The organism is Acinetobacter sp. ANC_7503, from assembly GCF_056780035.1.
The window spans coordinates 406112-429330 of record NZ_JBWYJA010000001.1; the positions used below are offsets into that span (position 1 = coordinate 406112).

A 23219-nucleotide genomic window follows, 5' to 3' on the forward strand; every position below is an offset into this window, starting at 1 on the left:
GGATATGGCTGAAGTACTTCATCACGAAAACCACGAGCATGATGAACATCATCACGATGATACAGACATCACGGTCTTTGGTTTTTGGACTTACTTGATGAGTGACTTGATTTTATTCGGTACACTCTTCATCGCGTTCGCTGTATTAAGCAGTCATATTCCACCTGGCACTCCAAGTGCAAAGGATCTTTTTGCAGATTCTTTAGGTTTCGTTTTAACTGAAACTTTCGCACTTTTGATTTCATCAGTGACATTTGGTTTTGCAGTACTTGCTTCTTACAAGAAAAATGTTGGTCAAGTTCTAGCTTGGTTAGCAGTTACATTTGTATTCGGTGCAATCTTCATCGGCATGGAACTTTATGAATTTAATCATTTAGTTCATGCTGGTCATGGACCAAGCGTTAGTGCGTTCTTATCTGCGTTCTTTACTTTAGTTGGTACGCACGGTATTCACGTTACTTCTGGTTTGGTATGGATGATCGTGTTGATGATTCAAATCAAAAAATATGGTTTGACTACAATCAATACTCGTCGTCTTGCTTGCCTAAGCTTGTTCTGGCACTTCCTTGACATCGTATGGATCTGCGTATTCAGCGTAGTGTACTTAATGGGAGTATTATAATGAGTCATGATCATAATGCTGCTGGTGCATCACACGGTAACGTAAAGCAATACACAATCGGTTTTGTACTTTCTGTTTTATTGACTGTAGTTCCATTCTACATGGCAATGAATACTGATAGCTTCAGCCGTGGTGCAATTATTGCTGTTATCGGTATTACAGCTGTTGCTCAGGTACTTGTACAATTAGTTTACTTCTTGCACATGAACTCATCTTCAGAGCAACGTTGGAACGTGATTGCATTTATCTATACAATTCTAACTATTGCTGTTCTTTTAGTTGGTTCTGTATGGATCATGAACTACTTACATTCAAACATGATGATCTAAACTGATTGTCATGTTTAAAAAGTACTTATTCCTGACTAAGCCAGGAATTCTCTTTGGTAACTTTGTTACCACTTTGGGTGGCTACTTTGTAGCTACCCAAGGTTCAGTAGATTTCCTTCTCCTGCTTCTTACCCTCATTGGCACTACCCTCGTAGTTGCATCTGGATGTGTGGTTAATAACGTTATTGATCAAGACATCGACCAAAAAATGCAGCGCACTCAAAATCGTGCGTTAGTTAAGAAAACCATTTCTGTTCAAATTGCATTAGCTTTTGCTTTGCTGTTAGGCATACTCGGTTTTGGTATTTTATGGTTTTGGGTAAATGCGTACGCTTTTTTATTCGCTGTTATTGGTTTTGTCGTATATGTTGGTTTTTACAGCTTATGGACAAAACGAACAACGATCCACCAAACTGTGGTCGGTAGTATTTCTGGTGCAGCCCCCCCTGTCATTGGATATACAGCGGTCGCGAATCAATTCGATTTAGGTGCGCTACTCATTTTCTTGGGTTATGCATTTTGGCAAATGCCTCACTCATGGGGAATTGCAATTTATCGTTTTGATGATTATAAAAATGCAGGTATTCCGATTCTTCCTGTTGCGCGCTCGATTGTTCGCACCAAGATCGAATCGCTGATTTACATTGTGCTATTTGCAATTTCAATGAACGCTTTATTTGTATTTGGCTATGCAAATTGGCTTTATTGTATAATTCTCAATGTATTGACAGTTTATTGGCTATATTTAAATATCATTGGATTTAAAGCTGAAAATGATCAATTATGGGCAAAGAAATATTTCTTATTCTCTGTTCTCCTAATTACGATTATCAGTATTTGCTTTAGTTTTACTGCTACTGCACCAATAAACAATCTTGTCATTTTTTAAAAGATAGAGAAGCCTCTATCTTTTTTTTATTTTGATACAGATTCATTTAAAATAAGAATAAACACAAAAAAAGGATTCTTTATTATTTAGTTTCCACTGAATACCCATAAATTAATTAAAATCGAAAATATTAATTCATCACCTAAAACCAACTTCAAATAAAAATGAACTGACTAAAGCTGAATGAAATGCGCTCAGTTTCTTATTTGCAAAAATGCTATGCCCACCATCAACTTGTTCATAAAAATATATATTTGGAATATTCATAGATTTCATTTTAGCCGCCATTTTTCTGGCATGCGCAGGCGTAACTCGATCATCGGTAGTTGTGGTATAAAATAGCACAGCGGGTAATTTAGCTGTACTTTCAAAATATTCGTCCAACAAATGATAAGGCGAGATGGTTTTTAAATATTTTGCATCTTGGCTATCTAAAGGATCTCCGTATTCGGCAATCCACGAATAACCTGCCCCTATTTGAGTAAATCTCAACATATCGAGTAGAGGAACCTCACAAACAATTGCACTGAATAAATCTGGGTATTGCATCAGCATATTCCCCATTAATAATCCACCATTACTACCACCAATAGCAGCTAGCTTTTCTTTTATAGTCACGCCTCGATCTATAAGGTGTTGTGCAACTGCAGAAAAATCCTCATATGACTTATGTCGATTATGTTTTAATGCTTGTTGATGCCAATCAGGGCCATACTCATTTCCCCCTCTAATATTGGCTATGACATATACAACACCTTTAGATATTAACGATTCAATTTCTTTTTCCAAAAACCTAGGTGTAAGTGAAACTTCAAAACCTCCATATCCCTCAATCAAAACTGGTAAGTGATTCAACTGAGATTGTTCTAAAGAAATTTGAAAATATGGAACTTTGGTACCATCTTTTGACAATGCAAAATGTTGCGCAACTCGATATTGTGATTGATCAATTGAATGAGCCTTAGACTTCAATTTTTGTTTTTTCATTGATTCAAGTTCAACCAAATATTGTGTCGGTGGATTTATAAAACTCTGAATCGATATCAATACATCGTTATTAAAATTTTCGACTGAATCTATGGTTATTTGCGAATATGCCTCATCTGGATAGATTGCGTCGACTAATTTTATCCCTGATTGAATATCATACACTTCCAGATAATTGGACACATCTTTCATGATGTCTAAAATCAGGAAATCCTGAGTGAACGTATAATTACTTAGAGTTTTACAAGTAGAAGACTTGAAAATCACATCAAACTCACGATCTCCATTTTTAAATGCATCAAAATCTATGCACATTAAACTACCCGCTAGATAATCAGCCGAAATATCCCAATGGGATTTCAACTCAATCAACATTAAGTTACGGTAGAAAGAAACACGCGCATCTTTGGGCACATTTAATTTAAATTGCTCTTCCCCGACAAAATACTCACTCTCGTAAAAGTTTATGATTCGAGTAAAGACATGTCTTTCATAATCCTTACAATGATCTAGAAATGCAAATGCCGACAAATCCTGATCAAAAACTTCAAATACAGTCTTTGCTTCATTTAACGGTGTATCTCTTTTCCATCTCTTAACGATTTTGGATAACCAGATAAAGTTAAACTGCCGTCTCCGAAGCCTGTCATCACATATATTTCATTTTGGCTAATCCAGCGAACTTGTGTTTTAGCAGATTCAATAAAAAATCCACCATCGACAAAGTTTCTTTCAGCAAGATTAAATTCTCGAATTTGAACTGAATCAGCTCCATTTTCTGATAGGTACACGAGACAATACTGATCATCAATCTCTAGCCTTTCAACGCCACCAAAAAACCACTTCACGCCCTCATCGGCACTTAACTGATCGAAATCAATCAACGTTTCCCATTGAATATCCTCTTTCTGATAGTTTTCCAATAATGCTCTACGCCAAACTCCTAGTACATTAATGTGGTCTTGCCAAAAGTTATAAACATAAGCACCTATTTTAGAAATGTATGGAAGTGCTAGTGCTTCGAATAAAACTTTCTCCAAACCAACATATGTCTCTTTAAAAAATTGATTTTGAGTTAATTTTTCTGATGTTAATGTGTTTTCTTTCTGTACCCAATCCAATGATTTTTTGCTGTTTATCTCTTCAAGATATAAAAATTGATCAGTCATTATGTTCTTATTTAAGCAAATTATTTAGACATCACTGTATTTAGAATCATTGTAATGATCTAGCAGACTGTCATTGAATATATGTAATGCAGAAAATTTTCGTATTTCAACTCATTGACTTGAAATTTAGGTTCAAAACACATAGAATCCAACCTTCGCAAATTTTGCGACACACTGTTTGTTTACATTCAGCTGTGACTCCTTGCTTCTAACAAATGCGTTAGAGGCTGCATAAAACCGTAAGGAGCTGACAATGCGTCACTACGAAATCGTAATTCTGGTACATCCAGACCAAAGCGATCAAGTGGTAGGTATGGTAGAACGCTATATCTCTCACATTAAAGATGCTGAAGGTCAAATTCACCGTCTTGAAGATTGGGGCCGTCGCCAATTGGCTTACCCAATTAACAAAATTCACAAAGCGCACTACATTTTAATGAACGTTGAATGTAACCAAACTACGCTTAATGAATTGGAAGAATTATTCCGTTACAACGATGCTATTCTTCGTAACGTTATTATTCGTCGTGAAAACGCAATCACTGAAGAGTCTTTATTGGCTAAGAGTGCTGAAGAAAAACGTGCGCGTAAAGCTCAACGTGAAGAAGCACAACAAGCTCAAGACTCTGCTGAAGCATAAGGAGAACATCAATGGCACGTTTCTACCGTCGTCGTAAGTTCTGCCGCTTTACAGCTGAGAACGTTACATATATCGACTATAAAGATATCGATACTTTAAAACAGTACATCACTGAAAACGGCAAGATTGTTCCTAGCCGTATTACAGGTACTAAAGCTCGTTACCAACGTCAATTAGCTCTTGCTATCAAACAAGCTCGCTACTTAGCGTTGATTCCTTACACTGACAATCATAAGTGAGGTTGAGCTGTGGATATTATCTTATTACAACGCATTAAGAACCTTGGTAAATTAGGTGATAAAGTTTCAGTTAAAGCTGGTTACGGCCGCAACTACTTAATCCCTCAAGGTAAAGCAGTTGCTGCTACTGAAGCTAACACTGCTGCATTCGAAGCTCGTCGTGCTGAACTTGAGAAGCAAGAAGCTGAAGTATTAGCTGCTGCTCAAGCACGTGCTGACCAATTGAACGAAGTAAATATCGTAATCACTGCGAAAGCTGGTGACGAAGGTAAACTATTTGGTTCTATCGGTACTCGTGACATCGCTGACGCGTTGACAAATGCTGGTCTTGAAGTTGACCGTGCTGAAGTTCGTTTACCGAACGGTGCACTTCGTCACACTGGCGAATTCAACATCGCAATCCAATTGCACCACGATGTTGTTGCTGAAGTTCTCGTTACTATCGTATCTGAGTAATTTTATGCAAAGAAAAAGAGCATGCATCAGCATGCTCTTTTTTTATCCCTAATAATTATAAAATTTGATTTAGCAAGCTGAAATTTAGACTTAGTTTTTTATTTGTTATCGATATTATTTGTTGCACTGTCTTGCTTGTGCATTTTGCATTAAGATAAGTCTCCCCTATTCATTTTCGTAATTATTGTAAATCAAGGTTTTATATGTCTCAGGCGACTGCCAAAAAAAATACGAATAACACTGAGTTAGATTTGCTAAAGAGTGAATCTTCAGCACTCAAAGAGTTTCGTACGCCTCCGCACAATCTTGCTATTGAACAGGCTGTTCTTGCCGCACTCATGACAGTAGCTGAGTCATTCGAACAGGTCAGCGATATATTAACCGAGAATGATTTTTACGCGACTCGACATAAATATATTTTTAGAGCAATTGAAAAGCTTTCTAAAGAAAGTTCACCTTATGATGCCGTATTGGTCAATGATTGGTTAATCAAACAGAACCTGCTTGATGCGATTGGTGGTGAAGAATATTTAATGCAATTGATGGCGGATTCTCCATCAAGCTTTTATAACCTTGAAACTTATGCCAATAAAATACGTGAATTTGCAACTTTGAGAAATATGATCAAAGTTGGTAATGAAATTCTACAAAATGCGTATGACACGAAAGGTCGAGAAGTCAGTGAAATTTTAGATTTAGCTGAGACCAGTATCTTTTCTTTGGCTGAACAACACAATAACAATGCTAAAGCTCAAGGACCAAAAGCAATTAATACCGTTGTCGCAGATGTATTCGATAAACTCAACGAATTATCACAACTTGATGGGAATATTACAGGTTTGACCACAGGATTTGTGGAGCTTGATAATAAAACATCAGGTATGCAAGCTGGAGATATGATCGTCGTTGCTGCCCGTCCATCAATGGGTAAAACAACTTTCGCAATGAATTTAGTCGAAAGTGTGCTATTCAATTGCAACCTTCCTGCTCTCGTATTCTCCATGGAGATGCCTGCTGACTCTATTGCCATGCGTTTAATTTCCTCGTTTGGTAAAGTGCATCAAGGACATTTACGATCTGGCAAATTAGATGGCGAAGAATGGAACAAGGTCACAGGAACGATTCTTCAACTGCAAGAGAAGCATCTCTATATTGATGATTCTTCTGCCCTTCCACCGACTGAAATGCGCGCACGTGCAAGACGTATAGCCAAACAACACGGTGGTAAACTCGGTTGCATCATGGTCGATTACCTGCAGTTAATGAAAGTACCAGGTATGGGTGATAACCGTGTGGGTGAAATTGGTGAAATTTCTCGAAGCTTGAAAGCATTGGCGAAAGAGATGCATTGCCCTGTGATTGCACTTTCGCAGCTTAACCGCTCACTCGAAAACCGTCCAAATAAACGTCCTGTGATGTCAGACTTACGTGAATCTGGAGCAATTGAGCAGGATGCCGATTTGATCATGTTCATTTACCGTGATGAGGTATATAACAAAGAATCTAAAGAAGCAGGAACTGCTGAAATCATTATCGGTAAACAACGTAATGGTCCAATTGGTACCGTTCGACTCGCTTTTGAAGGTCAATATACGCGTTTTAGTAACTTGTCACCTGAATATTACGCGCAGAACCAAGAAGAAGAGTAATTTTGCTTTGATCAATTCTTAGTTAAGAACGCACGAATTGATCTGACCACAATTATCTTTTTTCAGTTTAAAAGATTTAACCTTTCCACATGCCTCTAGGAGTAAATTAGAGTGCGCCAAGCAACGGTTTGTATTGACACACACGCATTGCAATACAATTTAAATCGCGTGAAACAACTTGCACCAAACTCTAAAGTTGTAAGTATGGTAAAGGCAAATGCTTATGGTCATGGAGTCTCAGACTGTTTAGCCGCATTGAGCCAGTCTGATGCTTTTGGCGTTGCATGTTTAGAAGAAGCACTTGAAATACGTGAATTAGGTTTTAAACAACCTATCACCTTAATTGAAGGTGTTTTTTCTGAAGATGAAATGCAAATTGCGATTGAGCAACATATTGAAGTAATCGTTCATCATCATCAACAACTGCAGTGGTTGTTGCAAGTTAAAGATGCTTATATCGCCCGAAATCTAAAAGTATGGGTTAAATTAAATAGCGGAATGAACCGCTTAGGCTTCAAAATTGATGTAATCAAATCTATTATTCATCAATTAAAAAATGAAGGTTTTACCTGTGTACTTGCAATGCATTTTGCTAATGCAGATGTTGATCACCCTTTAAATGAACAACAAATATCTCAATTTCTTGAAGTAAAACAAGATTGTGCACCAATTTTAGCTTCGTGTTGTAATTCAGCAGCAATTTATAAATACCCTGAATTGCATTTTGACTATGTTCGTCCTGGTATTATGCTGTACGGCGCAACGCCATTTGCAGATCGTGACGTCCACGCTCTAGATTTAAAACCTGTCATGACATTCAGTGCTGAGATTATTGCACTTAACGCCATTCAATCAGGTGAAGCTGTAGGTTATGGCTCAACCTTTGTTGCACAGCGACCTATGCAATTAGCAATTGTCTCGATCGGATATGGTGATGGGTATCCAAGAGCTTTTATTCGTGAGAATTCAGTTTCATTTAAAGGTCAATTGACCCCAGTGATCGGTCGGGTTGCCATGGATATGATTGCCATAGATGTCACTGATCTCAACGCAAAAATTGGTGATCTAGTAGAATTATGGGGTAAACATCGTTTAGTGGATGATGTTGCTGAAGCGAATGGTACGATTGGTTATGAGTTGTTATGTCGATTAAGCCAACGTCCGAAGCGTCTCAAAATGTAATGAGCGAATTAAATCAACGTAATGCTAAACAGCATTACGTTGTAGTTCATTAAAATCCGTATCCTGAGCGCGTGTCAAAAATCGAATTAAATAATCAGCTTGATCTTGTGTAAACTGTGTAGGCGTAAATTGACTAAATCCCATATCTATTAAAGCCTGCTTCACTGGACTTTGTCGTCCCACAAACTTCATAGACCATTCTTGAAATTGTTTTTTTTCAATATTTTTTCGCTGGAATAGGCGAATTTGATGATGGCGTTTATCCTTGTGAAGCTTTTGCAACAATATATCTAGTGTGGCTTCATCACCCTCTAGACATTGAAAATAGTGCCCATCTGCATAATAAAGTGCTCCAGAAATTTGATGCTCAAAATTGAAATGACGGGCTTCATTCAAGATTTCACGAACATCAATCAATAAGCGACTTGCATCTGCAGTCGACACACTCGCATAACTGAACTGTTGCATTGCTTCCCCTAATTTTTATAGTAATGATTTAATATTCAATGCAACTCAATTTAATCTAAACTCAATCATAAAGCAAAATTATTGCCAATAGTCTTCTGTTGGCCGTGGCAAACCGTTCAATCCTTGACGCAAAGTATCTGACCAAAGTTTACTAATTGATGAGAAATATGGATCATCATCATGAATACGTTTAGACAATGGAATTGCAAAACTATCTTTTTTATAAATACATGCATCTAGTGGTAAGCCCACAGAAACATTAGATCTAAGGGTTGAATCAAATGAAATTAAACCGCATCTTAATGCTTCATCTAATTCAGTATTGTAATTTAATGCACGATCTAAAATTGGTTTACCGTATTTACTTTCCCCAATCTGAAAAAAGGGCGTATCTGACGTCGCATTGATAAAATTACCCTGAGGATAAATATTATATAACTGAATATCCTCCCCTTGAATTTGACCAGAAAGTAAAATCGTACAGTGATAATTACTTTGCTCTAGTTGATCAGTAGTCACATCCATAATGACACGCTTTAAAGTATGACCAACCAATTCAGCCATCTCGAACATGCTATTCACACTATACAAATTAGGTTCGTGTTTTAAATCTAGCTGATTCTGTAAATGTCCTATAACGGCTTGTGTCGTCGCCAAATTACCCGCAGTTTGTATACTGATAAAACGCTCACCCTCAACACCGAAAAGATAGAGTTTACGAAATACAGAGATATGATCTACACCTGCATTTGTTCGCGTGTCACTGATACAAATTAAGCCATCACGTAAACGCATAGCACAACAATAGGTCATTGAAATCTCTCTTCTAAATTTTGTTCTAACACGGTAATACCTGAACGATGGTCGTCATACTCTCCACGCCACCAGCTTCTCGCACACCTCTGATAGGTGCAACGTCCCAATAATCACGCCCTAATGCAATATAAATGTGTGAACTTGGCGTATAGAGCTGATTGCTAACATCAAATGTATACCAAACTCCATCTATATAAGCTTCAGCCCAAGCATGGCTCGCCAAATGACTCATTTCTGGAACGTAAAGATATCCAGAAACATAACGCGCAGGAATATTTAACTCTCTACACATACCTACAAATACATGAGTATGATCCTGACATACCCCTTGTTGATGATGGAATGCATCTATTGCCGTAGTATTCACTTGAGTAGAATCTGAAATATATGGCATATGCTCAAGCAATGCAGAACTTAAATGTTTTAATTCATCACGAGTCTTTTTACTCACATGCTGAGCTGCAAAAGCTTTCATTTCAGCATCACATTGAGTCGCTGGGGTAATTTGTAGAAAAATACCGACTGGCACTTCTGACTCGATAGCTTGTTCTGAAACTGTATCGATTTCAATAATGCCCTGCGCCATAATACTTAAATTTTGATATGCATAGCGTTGAGTCGAAGTGATCCAAATATTATTAAAGGCATCTTTTGCTTCGACCGTATGACCAGGAATACTCACTGACCAAGCATCTACTTTTTGGTGAGCATTACATTGAGGACACATTCGTATATATTGGATACTATTTTTTGCCGTTTCCGTATATTGATAATGGGTTTGATGATTAATCATCAATTTCATGCATCCACCTCAAATAAACATTGCACCTGATCATTCAATTGGTAAAAGCTATTAGCATTTGGATGCGCTAAAAGATGTTGCCAAGCCTCATCTAAGCTGTCCCATCCTTTAGACTTCAACAGTTCAATCACAACACTTAAAGAATTGATTGTAGAATTAACATCCTGATTCAATCTTATTTCACGATCAAGATTTTCGAAATATTGTCCTAGACTAAAAAACAGAAAAATGTCTTCATTTTCAGCTTCTAGAATATCGCTACACTCATCAACAACAGTACAAATTAAACCTGCATTTTGTGTCGCTGTATCCACCATCTGTTTTAATTCTGAATAAGCCTGAACTGACAATACACCACGTAAATCTTGAATATTATTTTTCACACATTCAAATTGTTGAAAAAAAGAAGCAGGCTGATCATTACTCAGAATCAGCTCATTGAGCGAACACGCATTAAAAGCAGGTAAGCAAAAAGCATGGGCATACTGCAATGCTTGAACATCATCTTGAAATGGAAACTGACCACATAAATGTTGAATACGAGATAAATAACGGCCAACCCAATAAATATTTTGCGCATTGCTGTTTAATATAATCATGACAAGCTCCTGGTTGTATATTTATGAATGTAGCGGATCTATAACCCACGTATCTTTAATGCCACCACCCTGTGATGAATTTACAACTAATGACCCTTCTTGCATCGCAACTCGGGTTAAACCTCCCGGCACGATTTCTGTACGATACGGTGAACTTAAAATAAACGGTCTTAAATCAATATGGCGTTCAGCGATGCCGAATTCAGTTAAAGTGGGAGCGACTGAAAGCGCTAAAGTTGGTTGTGCAATGTAAGCATGCGGCTGTGCAATTAACTTTAATCTAAATTGTTCAATTTCTTGTTCGGTCGCTTTAGGACCAATTAACATGCCATAACCGCCTGAACCTTGCGCCTCTTTAACCACTAACTTTTCTAAATTACAAAGTACATAATCGAGTTCTTCACGTTCACGACATTGGTAAGTCGGTACGTTATTTAAAATTGGCTTCTGGTTTAGATAGTAATTAATCATTTTATCGACATAAGGATAGATTGATTTGTCATCTGCTACCCCCGTGCCAGGCGCATTCGCAATCACGACATTGTGTTGTAAGTAAGCAGACATTAGGCCAGGTACACCTAATGTACTGTCTGGCATAAAACACAATGGATCAAGAAATCCATCATCTAGGCGTCGGTAAATTACATCGACTTGTTTTTTACCCCAAACGGTTTTGGCATAGACCTTAGCATTTTCAACAAATAAATCCTGACCTGTAACTAGAGGAACATCCATCTCACGTGCGAGGAAGCAATGCTCATAATATGCACTGTTATATCGACCCGGTGTAAGCACCACGATAAATGGATTATCTACTTCAGCATTTTCCTCGAGTATTTGTCTTAAAAGTTGTGGGTATTGCTCTACACCTTGTAAATTTGATGACTTACAAAGTTCGGGCATCATTTTTTCACTAATTTTTCGACTTTCCAACATATAAGACACGCCTGATGGTGTTCTTAAATTGTCTTCTAATACAAAGAAGTCACCTTGCTGATCACGAATAATATCGATTCCGCTAATTTGACTATAAACTTTACCTTTCAATGAATGTTTATACATCAATGGTTGGTATGCCTCATGAGTGAGCACTTGCAGCTCAGGCACTAAACCATCTTTTAAAATCGCCTGATTATGGTAAATATCACCTAAAAAAAAGTTCAATGCTTGCACTCTTTGTGCACAGCCTTGCTCTATTTTGTGCCATTGTTGTTTGGCAATTACACGTGGAATTAAGTCATAAGGAATAATACGATCTGTACCCTCAGCATCACCATAGACTGTAAATGTAATGCCCTGATAGAGGAAATGTTCCTTCGCTTGATGATTTAATGATTTCAGCTCATCCAAGCTTCTTTCACATAACCAATTTTCGATTTTGCTAGATGCCTCTAAGCCAATCGTTTTATCATCTAAAAGTTCATTATAAAATTCAGATTTAAGTTGATCGAACAAGTACGCAGTGCTGTTTTGTTTAACTTCGATCTGCATAGATTTTTCAAAAGCTTCGACGGTATGATCAGCCTTAAAATTTGCGAGAATTGAAGTGGTATCTTTTTCCTCTTTTAGCATACATACCTCTTAATTGTTATCAATTGTAAACAAAATTAAGCAATTTCAATGCCAAAAATTTACCTATTCATCTATTAATGCCCCATTTTTGAAGCATTCACAACGAAAAATGGCCTAAAGATGTATCGAAATATACTCAACAGCTTCACTTTCCATGCTTGCTTATCTCTTAAAGATTTTTTATTGTGTGTTTGAAAAATATTTTCTCTTTATTCATTAGTTGATTATGTCCTCTCAAGAAAAAGAAACATCGAATAGCTTATATCGACAGTGGCAAATTCTTTCACGTTTAACCACTGGCAAATGGATGGGTACACGAGAGTTGCAAGAGACCCTGCAAAGAGAAGGTATTGAAATCAGTTTAAGAACCATTCAACGTGATTTAAATCAAATTTCTCAAAGATTTCCTATTGAGAGTAATAAAACTGTACCACAAGGTTGGCGTTGGCGATCAGATGCCCCTATTCAAAGCTTGCCGCATATGACCAGCTCTCAAGCGGTCACCTTTATGATGGTTGAAGAACATTTGAAGCATTTGCTTCCACCAAGTTTAATTGAGGAGATGAACCCTTGGTTCGAGCTTGCAAAACGCAGCTTATCTACACAAAACAACGTACGTCAGTGGATTAACCGTGTCCGTATTGTCCCTGCAAGCCAGCCCTTGATCCCTCCTGTTGTAGAGAAACATGCGCAGCAAGCCATTTATGAAGGTCTATTACAAGATAAACAGATCGAATGCATATATCGTGCGCGTGGACCTGAAAGTGAAGAACGTGGTTATACCTTAAACCCGCTCGCATTGGTTCAAAAGGGTTCAATCATTTATTTGATTTGTACTCGACATGACAAATCAGAAGTTCAAACCTTTGCTTTACATCGCTTTAAATCTGCAAAAGTTCTAGAACAACGCGCCTTACACCCTGTTGACTTTGATATTGATGCTTACATTGAATCTGGTGCGCTCGGCTTTAGAGTTGATTTCAATAAACCCACTGAGCTCGTTCAACTCGAACTCTTTATGAATAAAGCTGATGCACTTTACTTTTCCGAAAGCCAACTCAGTAAAGATCAATCCATTACACAAGTATCCGATGATCTCTTTAAAGTGGTGGCTAATGTGCCATTTACTTCACAATTGGTTTGGTGGCTCAGAAGCTTCGGCAAAAAAATCATTCGTATTGAACCGCTCGATGTATTTAACGCCGTTCATGAAATTGAAAATTAAAAAAGAGCCAAATTGGCTCTGAAGATTTTTTATTATCATATTTTCAGTATTGCGCTGATTTCTTATTGTGTTGAGTTTAAATACGTGAACTAAACTCCCCTTTAGCCCACATACACTTTTCAATGTCGTTGGATTATGATTTACATCGTGCAGCATGCAATTTCATAACCATTATAACGAATACGCTTCATCGTCATGGCCTTTCCTCTTTGTTGTGAACGTAGAATCAATATAACGACATCAACTTGGATTGAGAAATAATCATAATTTCTTTATTAATCTCTATTCTTGTTAAACGTAAATCATAAATTATTTATCTTATTTATGGATAAATCGTTATATGAGGATCAAAAAAACCCGCATCAAGCGGGTTTTTTGGACTGCAACAGGCTTAAGCAGATTTTTTAGTTTGTGCATTCTTACGAATCGTAATCATCACCAATTGAACAGCAGCAGGTGTAACGCCCGGAATACGACTTGCTTGAGCGAGAGTTTCAGGGCGAACTTCTTTAAGCTTAAGCGTAATTTCACGAGATAAACCAGATACCACGTCATAATTAAAATCAGCTGGAATCTTAGTCTCTTCTAAGCGCTTCATTTGCGCTACATCCTGATGCTGACGGTTAATATAACCCTCATATTTAACTGCAATCTCAATTTGGTCACCCACTTGAGCAGAAACATCAGAACCAGTGAGTTCCGCAATGTGAGCAAAAGTAATGTTCGGACGTTTCAACAAATCAATCGCAGAACATTCTTTAGAAAGATCCGCACCTGTCATTTCAACGAATTTTTTACCCATTGGATTGTTAGGTGCAGCCCAAATGTGTTGTAAACGACCTGTTTCACGCTCAACCGCTTCCATTTTTTCGCAGTACGCTGCCCAACGCTCGTCATCCACAAGACCCATTTCACGCCCGATTGGTGTCAAACGTTGGTCTGCGTTATCTTCACGAAGCATCAAACGGTATTCCGCACGTGAGGTAAACATACGGTAAGGTTCTTTCGTACCTAAAGTGATTAAGTCATCAACCAATACACCCATGTACGCTTCATCACGCTTCGGTGTCCATTGCTCTTGATCCCACGCACGGCGTGCAGCATTCAAGCCTGCAAGTAAACCTTGTGCACCAGCTTCTTCATAACCTGTCGTACCGTTAATTTGACCCGCAAAGTACAAGTTATTAATCGCTTTAGTCTCTAAAGTGAATTTCAACGCTTGAGGGTTGAAGTAGTCGTATTCAATCGCATAACCCGGACGAAGAATATGCGCATTTTCCATACCACGGATTGAGCGTACTAACTCAAACTGCACATCAAACGGTAAAGATGTAGAAATACCATTTGGATAAAGCTCATGAGTATCTAAACCTTCAGGCTCAAGGAATACTTGATGAGAATCTTTATCGGCAAATTTATGAATTTTATCTTCGATTGACGGACAGTAACGTGGTCCTACACCTTCAATCACACCAGTATACATCGGTGAACGGTCTAGGCCGCCACGAATAATATCATGAGTTTTTTCGTTGGTATGTGTGATATAGCAGTTGACTTGCTCTGGGTGCATAGATGCATCACCCATAAATGACATCGTTGGTGATGGGAAATCACCCGGCTGTGGTGTCATCACAGAGAAATCTACAGAACGTGCATCAATACGTGGTGGCGTACCTGTTTTTAAACGACCTACTGGCAATTGAAGCTCACGTAAACGGTGCGCCAAAGAAATTGAAGGTGGATCACCTGCACGACCGCCGCTTGATTTCTCAAGACCAACATGAATCACGCCACCCAAGAATGTACCAGCGGTTAACACGACTGTTTTCGCATCAAAGCGAATCCCCATTTGTGTTACCACACCTTTAACGGTATCGCCGTCAACAATGAGATCATCTGCTGCTTGTTGGAAAATATCAAGATTGGCTTGGTTTTCTAATGTTTCGCGAATAGCCGCTTTATAACGTACACGGTCAGCCTGCGCACGCGTTGCACGAACTGCAGCACCTTTACGTGAGTTCAGAATACGGAACTGAATACCACCCTTGTCTGCAGCGAGTGCCATCGCACCACCTAAGGCATCAATTTCGCGAACAAGGTGTGATTTACCAATACCACCAATCGCTGGGTTACAGCTCATCTGCCCTAAAGTCTCAATATTATGAGTTAAGAGTAAAGTCTGTCGACCCATACGTGCCGCAGCAAGCGCTGCTTCTGTACCAGCGTGTCCGCCACCGATAACAATGACATCGTAAACTTTAGGATAATGCATAGTGGTATATGAGGAGATAAAAATAATGACAGAAAATTATAGCAAATTTTGTTTGCCTTGAGACAATCGAGAACAATTTAATTCTAATTTTTTTGAAGTCCAATAATATAAACCATTTTGATATAAAAATTTATAAATTTTGCAGATTTAAGTGATTTTTTAACAATTTAGAAAATTTATTTACAGCATTGCCCTTCCATTGATTTGACTATTTTTTCAACATATTCATGTCATATTTTTTAACAAGAGTATACGAACATGAAAGTCCAGTTATTTACGATGTCAATGTTATGTTGTTTGGGTCTAAGCGTAAGTAGTATGAGTATTGCGAATGACAAAGTTGATAATGCCTATAATGCCAAACAATTCCAAAGCGTATGTAAGGGTAAAAGCGAAGGCGATGCTGTCAGTTTCCCGTATAAAGGAATCATTTGGAATGGTACTTGCCAAACTCAATTTTTCCCAACCCAAAGTAAAGATTTAAAAGGAAATGAAGAGCAGCTTAATTCAGCTTGTAAGTCTGATGCAGCGAGTGTTTCCGTGAATATTGAAGGTCAAGAATATAAAGGCAAATGTGCACTCGGATATGCGCCACCGATGCCAAAAGCGTCTTAACCCAATTTTTAATTTTAAACATTTATGCAACCAATTGAAAAATTGGTTGCTTTTATTTATTGATAACGATAAAACCAAATTAAAAATAACGATCTATTTACAAATAACACAACAAAATTCAGGATGAATTTATGGACACAGGGATCCTTACGATTTTTTTACCTTTAGCACTTGCAATTGTGATGGCGGGTTTAGGACTTGAACTCACTGTTCAAGATTTTCTACGCGTTCGTAAACACCCTAAAGCAGTGCTCATCGCATTATTTTCCCAACTCGTCATTTTAGTTGGCGTTGCATTTATTATATGTAAAATACTCAATCTTTCGCCTTACTTGGCTGTCGGCTTAGTATTGCTTGCTGCCTCACCAGGGGGTGCGACAGCCAATCTGTTTAGCTATTTATACAAAGGTGATGTTGCCCTCAACATCACCTTGACTGCGATTAATGCCATTATTGCTGCAGTGACCTTGCCGCTGATCGTGAATTTTGCAATCGCACATTTCATTCAGGATTCAACCCAGATTGGTCTGCAATTTAGTAAAATTTTACAAGTGTTTGCCATTATTCTTATTCCAGTTGCCCTCGGTATGTTTGTGCGCTACAAATTTCCAAATGTTGCAACTAAACTAGAAAAACCAGTGCGTATTTTTGCCGTTGTATTCTTAGTGTTAATTATTGTCGGTGCAGTACTTTCTGAACGTGCCAACATTATGAATTATCTTGCTCAAATTGGTTTGGCGACAGCGTTATTTTGTATCGCAAGTCTTAGCGTCGGTTATTTTCTCCCTCGCTTCTTTGGTGTACCGAGTTTTCAAGCAAGAGCGTGTGCTTTTGAAATTGGTATCCATAACAGTACTTTGGCCATGGCGATTGCAATCACGATAATGAATAGCAGCGAAATTGCGATGCCAGCAGCTGTTTATTCAATCTTTATGTATATCTTCGCTGCTATTTTCGGCATGTTGCTGAATCGTTTTGCACCATTAGACCATCCGGCTGAGTTAACTCGAAACCACTCACAAATTAACTGATATTAATTGAGTTAACCCACTCATCTTAAAGGCACTGTAATCGTGCCTTTATTTATGCTTCAGGTTTTATCTGCATTCTTAAAGCGAATACAGTACAATGCTAACTCTCGTATTGCATATTTAGGTTTTTTTACTGTGAAGTGGTTACAAATCCAGATTACTGTCGATCAAGCACAAGTTGATTTTACTGAAACATTATTATTATCTCTTGGTGCAGTCAGTGTGACGCTAGATGATGCAGAAGATCAAGCGTTATTAGAACCACTTCCAGGTGAGACTCCGCTTTGGAACAAAGTCATCGTAACGGGTATTTACGCTCAAGAAGATGATGAAGAAATCGATGTCGTCGCACTAGAAACTTTCATTAAAGACCAGATGCCTGAAGCGCCTTTACGTTATGAGTTTATCGAAGATCAAGAGTGGGAACGCACTTGGATGGATGCATATGAGCCAATTCAAATTGGTGAAAAATATTGGATCGTGCCTGAGTGGATGGAAGCACCTGAAGCGGATGCGGTCAATATTAAATTAGATCCAGGCCTAGCTTTTGGTACAGGTAATCATGCTTCAACATTCCTCTGCCTACAATGGTTAGGTAAAACCGATGTAAAAGACAAAATCGTCATCGATTACGGCTGTGGTTCTGGCATTCTAGGTGTTGCTGCCCTATTGCTGGGTGCAAAAAAAGTATATGCAACAGATATTGATCCTCAAGCTGTACTCGCTACACAACAAAATGCTGAATTAAATGGCGTTCTCGAAAATTTATATGTCGGCTTACCTGAAGAATTTAATCAAGCACTCGGTGAGCAAAAGGCAGATGTATTTGTCGCAAATATTCTTGCTGGCCCACTGATGGCACTTGCTGAGGAGTTTTCAACACTCATTCAACCTGAGGGTGAATTCGCACTAGCCGGTATTATTGAAGAGCAAGTTGATGATGTTTCTCGTGTTTATGCTGAATTTTTTGATATATTAGACAAAGAAAAGCGTGATGAAAATTGGTACCGTCTTTCTGGGAAACGCCATAAATAAGTAGAGCTTAATTTAAGATATTTAAGATATGAGTGATAAACAAACCCGCTGCCCAAATTGCTCCACAATTTACAAGGTATCAGTCACCCAGTTAACTGTTGCCGAGGGTATGGTTTGTTGTCCTAAATGTTCTGCTGAGTTTAATGCGCTTCTACATCTATTCAATCCTCAACCGAAAGTGATTGAACCTTTAATCACAGAAGCCCAAGACAGTACAGCACCATCTGAAGATGTGATTGAACCTAAACAAGAACAACACCTATTGGATATTTTCGATCGTAAAGTTGCAAATTCAAACATAACCTTGCGTACGTATTTAAATAACTTAAATACGTTCAATCATGATCCGATTACCAACTACCCTTCTTTAAATCTTTCATCATCAATCCATGCCAATAGCCAATCGAAACCAAGAACTAGGCTTTATATTGCGACATGGGCGATCGTAAATACAATTTTAGCGTTATTACTGGTTTTTCAATTTTTATGGTTTAACCCAAATGTATTGCAACGCTCACCTGCGCTAAATCAGGCATTTATATCAGCATGTAACTTATTTAATTGTGACACGCTTGATGAACGCTATACCCATATAAAAGTACAAGACCTCAATATTGAGTCAACATCAGCGATCTCCACTGTTTTTTCAGGTCACTTGGTGAACGAATATAGCAAAGGGCTAAAACTGCCTCTGTTGAAAATAAGCATTTTTCAACAAGGTAAATTGATTTCATCCTCTATTAAAGCACCCAATGAATATTTAGTAGAAAGTTTGCATGGAATTACACGAATTCCTCAAGACAGTCCATTTGGTTTCAAATTTAGTATAAATTTTTCCCAATCTGAGTTTGACAATTATAAATTGGAAGTTATACGACCATAAGATCAAAAAAAACGATAAAAAAATTAAAAAAAATGTAGTTTTCTTGCTCACTTTTTCATAGACAATGGTATGATACGCGCCACGAAAGCTTTGTACCGCAAACTCCTCGCAATTTCTCAAAATAAATACAGTTCTGTTCATGTGCTTGATTTTTTATTCAGCGCATCAGGGATGTTTTTTGTTTTATGTGGAACCGTAACAAATATTAAACTATTGTTACGCTTATTTTTCACTCAATTGCTCTAGTTGTGGCAAGCTAATTGTTCTTGTTTTAGAGTCGACCGTTTTAGGACCTAAAACGGAGCTCGTTTTTTTATTTTGACCACAAAATCACTTTTACCCTAAGTGATTATTGATTCTCGGATTAACTCGCATGAATAGCAAATCTCCTATTTTTACTGCACAATCTGATGTCGCTCTTCGTATTCACGTAGATCGCGCAGTTCGCCATTATTTTGCACAATTGCAAGGCGAGCAACCATCTCAAGTTTATGACATGGTTTTAGCAGAAATGGAGAAACCTCTTTTATCTGTAGTGTTAGAATATACACGTGGCAACCAGACTCGCGCTGCTGAGATTCTAGGCCTTAACCGTGGTACTTTACGTAAAAAGTTGAAAGCTCACGGTTTAATGAGTGAATAAATGATAAAATGCTTGCGGCTTCCGCGGGCATTTTTTTTACCTGCTATTTAGCTTTTTTGTTTTAATTCTTGATAACTGTGACTAAATCATGACTATTAAACGCGCATTAATCTCTGTTTCTGATAAAACAGGCATTGTTGAATTTGCCCAAGACCTTGTTGCTCTAGGGGTAGAAATTTTATCTACTGGCGGTACTTATAAGTTGTTACGTGACAACAATATTGCTGTAGTCGAAGTTTCAGAGCACACTGGTTTCCCAGAGATGATGGACGGACGTGTAAAAACACTTCATCCGAAAATCCACGGTGGTATCTTGGCTCGTCGTGGTCTAGATGAAGCTGTGATGGCTGAACACAACATCGATGCGATCGATTTAGTTGTGGTAAACCTTTATCCATTTGCTGCAACTGTTGCAAAACCTAACTGCTCACTTGCTGATGCGATTGAAAATATCGACATCGGTGGTCCAACGATGGTTCGTGCTGCTGCGAAAAACCATGCGTCTGTAGGTATCGTTGTAAATGCATCTGACTATGCGACTGTAGTTGCTGAGCTTAAAGCTGAAGGCTCACTTTCATATGCAACTCGTTTTGACTTAGCAGTTAAAGCATTTGAACATACTGCTCAGTACGACGGTATGATCGCATCTTACTTAGGCGCTCGCGTTGGTAAAGAAGAAGGTCAAGCTGATCAATTTGCACGTACATTCAATACGCAATTAAATAAAGCTCAAGATTTACGTTACGGTGAAAACCCACATCAATCTGCTGCATTCTATGTTGACCCTGCTGCAACTGAAGCCTCTGTTTCTACTGCTAAACAGTTGCAAGGTAAAGAATTATCTTATAACAACATTGCAGATACTGATGCAGCACTTGAATGTGTTAAATCATTCGCTAAGCCTGCATGTGTGATTGTAAAACACGCAAACCCATGTGGCGTTGCAGTCTCTTTAGACGGTATTAAAGCAGCTTATGACCTTGCTTATGCAACTGACCCTGAATCTGCATTCGGCGGTATTATTGCATTTAACCGTGAATTAGACGTTGCAACTGCTCAAGCGATTGTTGACCGTCAATTCGTGGAAGTGATTATTGCGCCAAGCGTTGCTGAAGGTGTGTTAGAAGTTACTGGTGCTAAGAAAAACGTACGTGTACTCGTATGTGGCGAATTACCAGCAATTGACGAACGTGCTCCACAAATGGACTACAAACGTGTGAATGGCGGTTTACTCGTTCAAGATCAAGACTTAGGTATGATTACTAAAGATGATCTTAAAGTTGTGACTAAACGTGCTCCAACTGAACAAGAAATCGAAGACATGATCTTTGCTTGGAAAGTTGCGAAATACGTTAAATCAAACGCAATTGTTTATGCTAAAAACCGTCAAACAATTGGTGTAGGCGCTGGTCAAATGAGCCGTGTGAACTCTGCTCGTATTGCTGCAATTAAAGCTGAACATGCTGGTTTAGTTGTTGAAGGTGCAGTAATGGCATCTGACGCATTCTTCCCATTCCGTGATGGTATTGATAACGCTGCTAAAGCAGGTATCAAATGTATCATCCAACCGGGTGGTTCTATGCGTGATGAAGAAACAATTGCTGCTGCTGATGAAGCGGGTATTGCGATGGTCTTCACTGGTATGCGTCACTTCCGTCACTAATTGATGGTAAGACTTGTAATGACAATGTCATTTACATTGAAAGACATAGATTTTTAATCTTGCATAAAGTCCTCTCCTATTTTTAGGTTGAGGACTTTATGTCATTTTCGATTCATGGAGTATGAACCGATGAATATTTTAGTTTTGGGTAGTGGTGGTCGTGAACATGCTTTAGCATGGAAAATCGCACAAGACGAAAAAGTTGCAAAAGTATTTGTTGCTCCAGGTAATGCTGGAACAGCAACTGAACCAAAATGCGAAAATGTTGCACTGAACATTTTAGACAATCCTGCGATTATCGATTTTGCAAAAAACAATGCAGTTGAATTGATTGTTGTAGGCCCTGAAGCACCACTTGTAAATGGTGTTGTAGATGCATGCCGTGAAGCTGGCGTAAAGATTTGGGGCCCTACCCAATTTGCAGCACAGTTAGAAGGCTCTAAAGCGTTCGCTAAACACTTCTTAAAACGCCATAACATCCCAACGGCTTTCTATGACGTGTTCACGCAAGTCGATGCTGCTAAGGCATTTGTTGAGAAAAATGGTGCACCGATCGTAATCAAGGCAGATGGTCTTGCTGCGGGTAAAGGCGTAATTGTTGCCATGACCAATCAAGAAGCATTTGATGCGATTGATGACATGCTTGCAGGCAACAAATTTGGTGATGCAGGTTCACGTGTTGTCATCGAAGAATTCTTGGCAGGTGAAGAAGCATCTTTCATTTGTATGATTGATGGTGACAACATTTTACCAATGGCGACTTCACAAGATCACAAACGTATCTTTGAAGGCGACCAAGGTCCAAATACTGGTGGTATGGGTGCTTACTCTCCCGCTCCTGTGGTAACCGCTGATGTGTTTGAAAAAACCATGAAAGAAATCATGCGCCCTACTGTTGAAGGCATGAAAAAAGATGGCCACGTTTACACAGGTTTCTTATACGCAGGTTTGATGATTGATGAACAAGGTCAACCTAAAGTGATCGAGTTTAACTGTCGTTTTGGTGACCCTGAAACTCAACCCATTATGATGCGTTTAAAATCATCTTTAGTTGATTTAGTTGAAGCAGGTATTGAAGGTAAACTTCCTGCAGAAGCTGAATGGGATGAGCGTAAAACAGTTGGTATCGTACTTGCATCCAAGGGCTACCCTGAAACCTCTAGCAATGGCGATGTGATTTCTGGTTTAGATACGGAAATGGCAGATGCTAAAGTGTTCCATGCTGGGACAAAAGCTCTTGAGAATGGTGACATCGTAACTGCGGGTGGTCGTGTACTTTGCGTGACTGCGCTTGGTAATACGATTGGTGAAGCGCAAGCGAAAGCGTTAGAGCTTTGCCAAAAAGTAACGTTTGACGGCGTTCAATACCGTAAAGATATTGGTTACCGCGCAATTGCTCGTGAAAATGCTTAATCTTGTAAACTAGATTGAAC

At 38.5% G+C, this 23219-nt stretch carries 24 protein-coding genes; 16 read left to right on the forward strand and 8 right to left on the reverse strand.

The window, feature by feature from the left end:
- Positions 1-4: 4 nt before the first annotated feature.
- From cyoC to cyoE, 3 genes are read left to right on the forward strand one after another with little or no spacing between them, the layout of a single operon-like run.
- Positions 5-622: a cytochrome o ubiquinol oxidase subunit III gene (gene cyoC, locus AC1M9M_RS02085; protein ID WP_035267060.1), complete on the forward strand. Its 618-nt coding sequence runs from the start codon at positions 5-7 to the stop codon at positions 620-622.
- Entirely contained in the window at positions 619-951 is a 333-nt protein-coding gene (cyoD, locus tag AC1M9M_RS02090) for a cytochrome o ubiquinol oxidase subunit IV (protein ID WP_171076771.1), read from the forward strand. Before cyoC ends, cyoD begins: the two co-directional genes overlap by 4 nt.
- A 10-nt stretch (positions 952-961) precedes the next feature.
- On the forward strand, positions 962-1840 hold the full coding sequence (gene cyoE, locus AC1M9M_RS02095; protein WP_035267056.1) for a heme o synthase: 879 nt from the start codon (positions 962-964) through the stop codon (positions 1838-1840).
- A 138-nt stretch (positions 1841-1978) separates the two neighbouring features.
- On the opposite strand, the gene AC1M9M_RS02100 is transcribed toward cyoE, so the two are convergent.
- A complete protein-coding gene (locus tag AC1M9M_RS02100) occupies positions 1979-3358 on the reverse strand; it encodes a prolyl oligopeptidase family serine peptidase (protein ID WP_481595476.1) in 1380 nt (459 codons plus the stop codon).
- 38 nt (positions 3359-3396) lie between these two features.
- Positions 3397-3996, reverse strand: coding sequence for a hypothetical protein (locus tag AC1M9M_RS02105; protein ID WP_481595477.1), 600 nt, complete (start codon positions 3994-3996; stop codon positions 3397-3399).
- A 253-nt stretch (positions 3997-4249) separates the two neighbouring features.
- Between AC1M9M_RS02105 and rpsF the strand changes: the two genes are divergently transcribed.
- The 5 genes from rpsF (at position 4250) to alr (ending at position 8162) form a co-directional block, all read left to right on the forward strand.
- On the forward strand, positions 4250-4636 hold the full coding sequence (gene rpsF, locus AC1M9M_RS02110; RefSeq protein ID WP_035267614.1) for a 30S ribosomal protein S6: 387 nt from the start codon (positions 4250-4252) through the stop codon (positions 4634-4636).
- Positions 4637-4647: 11 nt separating this feature from the next.
- Positions 4648-4875, forward strand: coding sequence for a 30S ribosomal protein S18 (rpsR, locus tag AC1M9M_RS02115; RefSeq protein WP_004719336.1), 228 nt, complete (start codon positions 4648-4650; stop codon positions 4873-4875).
- Between the two features lie 9 nt (positions 4876-4884).
- A complete protein-coding gene (rplI, locus tag AC1M9M_RS02120; protein ID WP_035267617.1) occupies positions 4885-5331 on the forward strand; it encodes a 50S ribosomal protein L9 in 447 nt (148 codons plus the stop codon).
- A 203-nt stretch (positions 5332-5534) separates the two neighbouring features.
- Positions 5535-6980, forward strand: a complete 1446-nt coding sequence (gene dnaB / locus AC1M9M_RS02125) for a replicative DNA helicase (protein ID WP_035267619.1) — start codon at positions 5535-5537, stop codon at positions 6978-6980.
- A 111-nt stretch (positions 6981-7091) separates the two neighbouring features.
- Entirely contained in the window at positions 7092-8162 is a 1071-nt protein-coding gene (alr, locus tag AC1M9M_RS02130) for an alanine racemase (RefSeq protein WP_481595478.1), read from the forward strand.
- A 24-nt stretch (positions 8163-8186) separates the two neighbouring features.
- On the opposite strand, the gene AC1M9M_RS02135 is transcribed toward alr, so the two are convergent.
- From AC1M9M_RS02135 to AC1M9M_RS02155, 5 genes are all read right to left on the reverse strand, one after another.
- Positions 8187-8630 carry a BLUF domain-containing protein gene (locus AC1M9M_RS02135; RefSeq protein WP_180027635.1) on the reverse strand — a complete coding sequence of 148 codons (444 nt, stop codon included), beginning with the start codon at positions 8628-8630 and terminating at the stop codon, positions 8187-8189.
- A 78-nt stretch (positions 8631-8708) separates the two neighbouring features.
- Positions 8709-9443, reverse strand: a complete 735-nt coding sequence (locus AC1M9M_RS02140; RefSeq protein ID WP_035267625.1) for a proteasome-type protease — start codon at positions 9441-9443, stop codon at positions 8709-8711.
- A 25-nt stretch (positions 9444-9468) separates the two neighbouring features.
- Positions 9469-10248, reverse strand: a complete 780-nt coding sequence (locus AC1M9M_RS02145) for a transglutaminase family protein (RefSeq protein ID WP_180027633.1) — start codon at positions 10246-10248, stop codon at positions 9469-9471.
- Positions 10245-10847, reverse strand: a complete 603-nt coding sequence (locus AC1M9M_RS02150) for a hypothetical protein (RefSeq protein ID WP_481588393.1) — start codon at positions 10845-10847, stop codon at positions 10245-10247. Before AC1M9M_RS02150 ends, AC1M9M_RS02145 begins: the two co-directional genes overlap by 4 nt.
- Before the next feature lie 21 nt (positions 10848-10868).
- Complete coding sequence (locus tag AC1M9M_RS02155) at positions 10869-12419, reverse strand: circularly permuted type 2 ATP-grasp protein (protein WP_481595479.1); 1551 nt, start codon at positions 12417-12419, stop codon at positions 10869-10871.
- Positions 12420-12645: 226 nt separating this feature from the next.
- Between AC1M9M_RS02155 and AC1M9M_RS02160 the strand changes: the two genes are divergently transcribed.
- On the forward strand, positions 12646-13644 hold the full coding sequence (locus AC1M9M_RS02160; RefSeq protein WP_179998271.1) for a helix-turn-helix transcriptional regulator: 999 nt from the start codon (positions 12646-12648) through the stop codon (positions 13642-13644).
- Between the two features lie 391 nt (positions 13645-14035).
- Here the strand turns inward: AC1M9M_RS02160 and mnmG are convergent, their stop codons facing one another.
- Positions 14036-15916 carry a tRNA uridine-5-carboxymethylaminomethyl(34) synthesis enzyme MnmG gene (gene mnmG / locus AC1M9M_RS02165; RefSeq protein WP_481595480.1) on the reverse strand — a complete coding sequence of 627 codons (1881 nt, stop codon included), beginning with the start codon at positions 15914-15916 and terminating at the stop codon, positions 14036-14038.
- A 258-nt stretch (positions 15917-16174) separates the two neighbouring features.
- On the opposite strand from mnmG, the gene AC1M9M_RS02170 reads away from it, so the two are divergent.
- From AC1M9M_RS02170 to purD, 7 genes are all read left to right on the forward strand, one after another.
- The gene (locus tag AC1M9M_RS02170) at positions 16175-16531 is read left to right on the forward strand and encodes a hypothetical protein (protein WP_035267631.1); all 357 of its coding nucleotides are present in this window, start codon (positions 16175-16177) and stop codon (positions 16529-16531) included.
- Positions 16532-16662: 131 nt separating this feature from the next.
- A complete protein-coding gene (locus AC1M9M_RS02175) occupies positions 16663-17562 on the forward strand; it encodes a bile acid:sodium symporter family protein (RefSeq protein WP_481588396.1) in 900 nt (299 codons plus the stop codon).
- Between the two features lie 135 nt (positions 17563-17697).
- Positions 17698-18597 carry a 50S ribosomal protein L11 methyltransferase gene (gene prmA / locus AC1M9M_RS02180; RefSeq protein ID WP_481595668.1) on the forward strand — a complete coding sequence of 300 codons (900 nt, stop codon included), beginning with the start codon at positions 17698-17700 and terminating at the stop codon, positions 18595-18597.
- 28 nt (positions 18598-18625) lie between these two features.
- Positions 18626-19480: a DUF3426 domain-containing protein gene (locus AC1M9M_RS02185; RefSeq protein ID WP_481594298.1), complete on the forward strand. Its 855-nt coding sequence runs from the start codon at positions 18626-18628 to the stop codon at positions 19478-19480.
- Positions 19481-19853: 373 nt separating this feature from the next.
- Positions 19854-20123, forward strand: a complete 270-nt coding sequence (fis, locus tag AC1M9M_RS02190; RefSeq protein WP_001086304.1) for a DNA-binding transcriptional regulator Fis — start codon at positions 19854-19856, stop codon at positions 20121-20123.
- A gap of 88 nt (positions 20124-20211) precedes the next feature.
- Positions 20212-21786: a bifunctional phosphoribosylaminoimidazolecarboxamide formyltransferase/IMP cyclohydrolase gene (gene purH, locus AC1M9M_RS02195; RefSeq protein WP_481595481.1), complete on the forward strand. Its 1575-nt coding sequence runs from the start codon at positions 20212-20214 to the stop codon at positions 21784-21786.
- A gap of 129 nt (positions 21787-21915) precedes the next feature.
- The gene (gene purD / locus AC1M9M_RS02200; protein WP_481595482.1) at positions 21916-23199 is read left to right on the forward strand and encodes a phosphoribosylamine--glycine ligase; all 1284 of its coding nucleotides are present in this window, start codon (positions 21916-21918) and stop codon (positions 23197-23199) included.
- Positions 23200-23219: the final 20 nt, after the last annotated feature.

Excerpts from the sequence above, each read along its gene's own strand:
- AC1M9M_RS02185 (WP_481594298.1), top strand. The coding sequence starts at position 18,626 with ATGAGTGATAAACAAACCCGCTGCCCAAATTGCTCCACAATTTACAAG.
- rpsF (WP_035267614.1), top strand. The coding sequence starts at position 4,250 with ATGCGTCACTACGAAATCGTAATTCTGGTACATCCAGACCAAAGCGAT.
- AC1M9M_RS02170 (WP_035267631.1), top strand. The coding sequence starts at position 16,175 with ATGAAAGTCCAGTTATTTACGATGTCAATGTTATGTTGTTTGGGTCTA.
- AC1M9M_RS02135 (WP_180027635.1), bottom strand. The coding sequence starts at position 8,630 with ATGCAACAGTTCAGTTATGCGAGTGTGTCGACTGCAGATGCAAGTCGC.
- mnmG (WP_481595480.1), bottom strand. The coding sequence starts at position 15,916 with ATGCATTATCCTAAAGTTTACGATGTCATTGTTATCGGTGGCGGACAC.
- AC1M9M_RS02155 (WP_481595479.1), bottom strand. The coding sequence starts at position 12,419 with ATGCTAAAAGAGGAAAAAGATACCACTTCAATTCTCGCAAATTTTAAG.
- dnaB (WP_035267619.1), top strand. The coding sequence starts at position 5,535 with ATGTCTCAGGCGACTGCCAAAAAAAATACGAATAACACTGAGTTAGAT.
- cyoC (WP_035267060.1), top strand. The coding sequence starts at position 5 with ATGGCTGAAGTACTTCATCACGAAAACCACGAGCATGATGAACATCAT.
- AC1M9M_RS02145 (WP_180027633.1), bottom strand. The coding sequence starts at position 10,248 with ATGAAATTGATGATTAATCATCAAACCCATTATCAATATACGGAAACG.
- purD (WP_481595482.1), top strand. The coding sequence starts at position 21,916 with ATGAATATTTTAGTTTTGGGTAGTGGTGGTCGTGAACATGCTTTAGCA.
- purH (WP_481595481.1), top strand. The coding sequence starts at position 20,212 with ATGACTATTAAACGCGCATTAATCTCTGTTTCTGATAAAACAGGCATT.
- AC1M9M_RS02105 (WP_481595477.1), bottom strand. The coding sequence starts at position 3,996 with ATGACTGATCAATTTTTATATCTTGAAGAGATAAACAGCAAAAAATCA.
- rpsR (WP_004719336.1), top strand. The coding sequence starts at position 4,648 with ATGGCACGTTTCTACCGTCGTCGTAAGTTCTGCCGCTTTACAGCTGAG.
- AC1M9M_RS02175 (WP_481588396.1), top strand. The coding sequence starts at position 16,663 with ATGGACACAGGGATCCTTACGATTTTTTTACCTTTAGCACTTGCAATT.
- AC1M9M_RS02160 (WP_179998271.1), top strand. The coding sequence starts at position 12,646 with ATGTCCTCTCAAGAAAAAGAAACATCGAATAGCTTATATCGACAGTGG.
- fis (WP_001086304.1), top strand. The coding sequence starts at position 19,854 with ATGAATAGCAAATCTCCTATTTTTACTGCACAATCTGATGTCGCTCTT.
- AC1M9M_RS02140 (WP_035267625.1), bottom strand. The coding sequence starts at position 9,443 with ATGACCTATTGTTGTGCTATGCGTTTACGTGATGGCTTAATTTGTATC.
- AC1M9M_RS02150 (WP_481588393.1), bottom strand. The coding sequence starts at position 10,847 with ATGATTATATTAAACAGCAATGCGCAAAATATTTATTGGGTTGGCCGT.
- cyoE (WP_035267056.1), top strand. The coding sequence starts at position 962 with ATGTTTAAAAAGTACTTATTCCTGACTAAGCCAGGAATTCTCTTTGGT.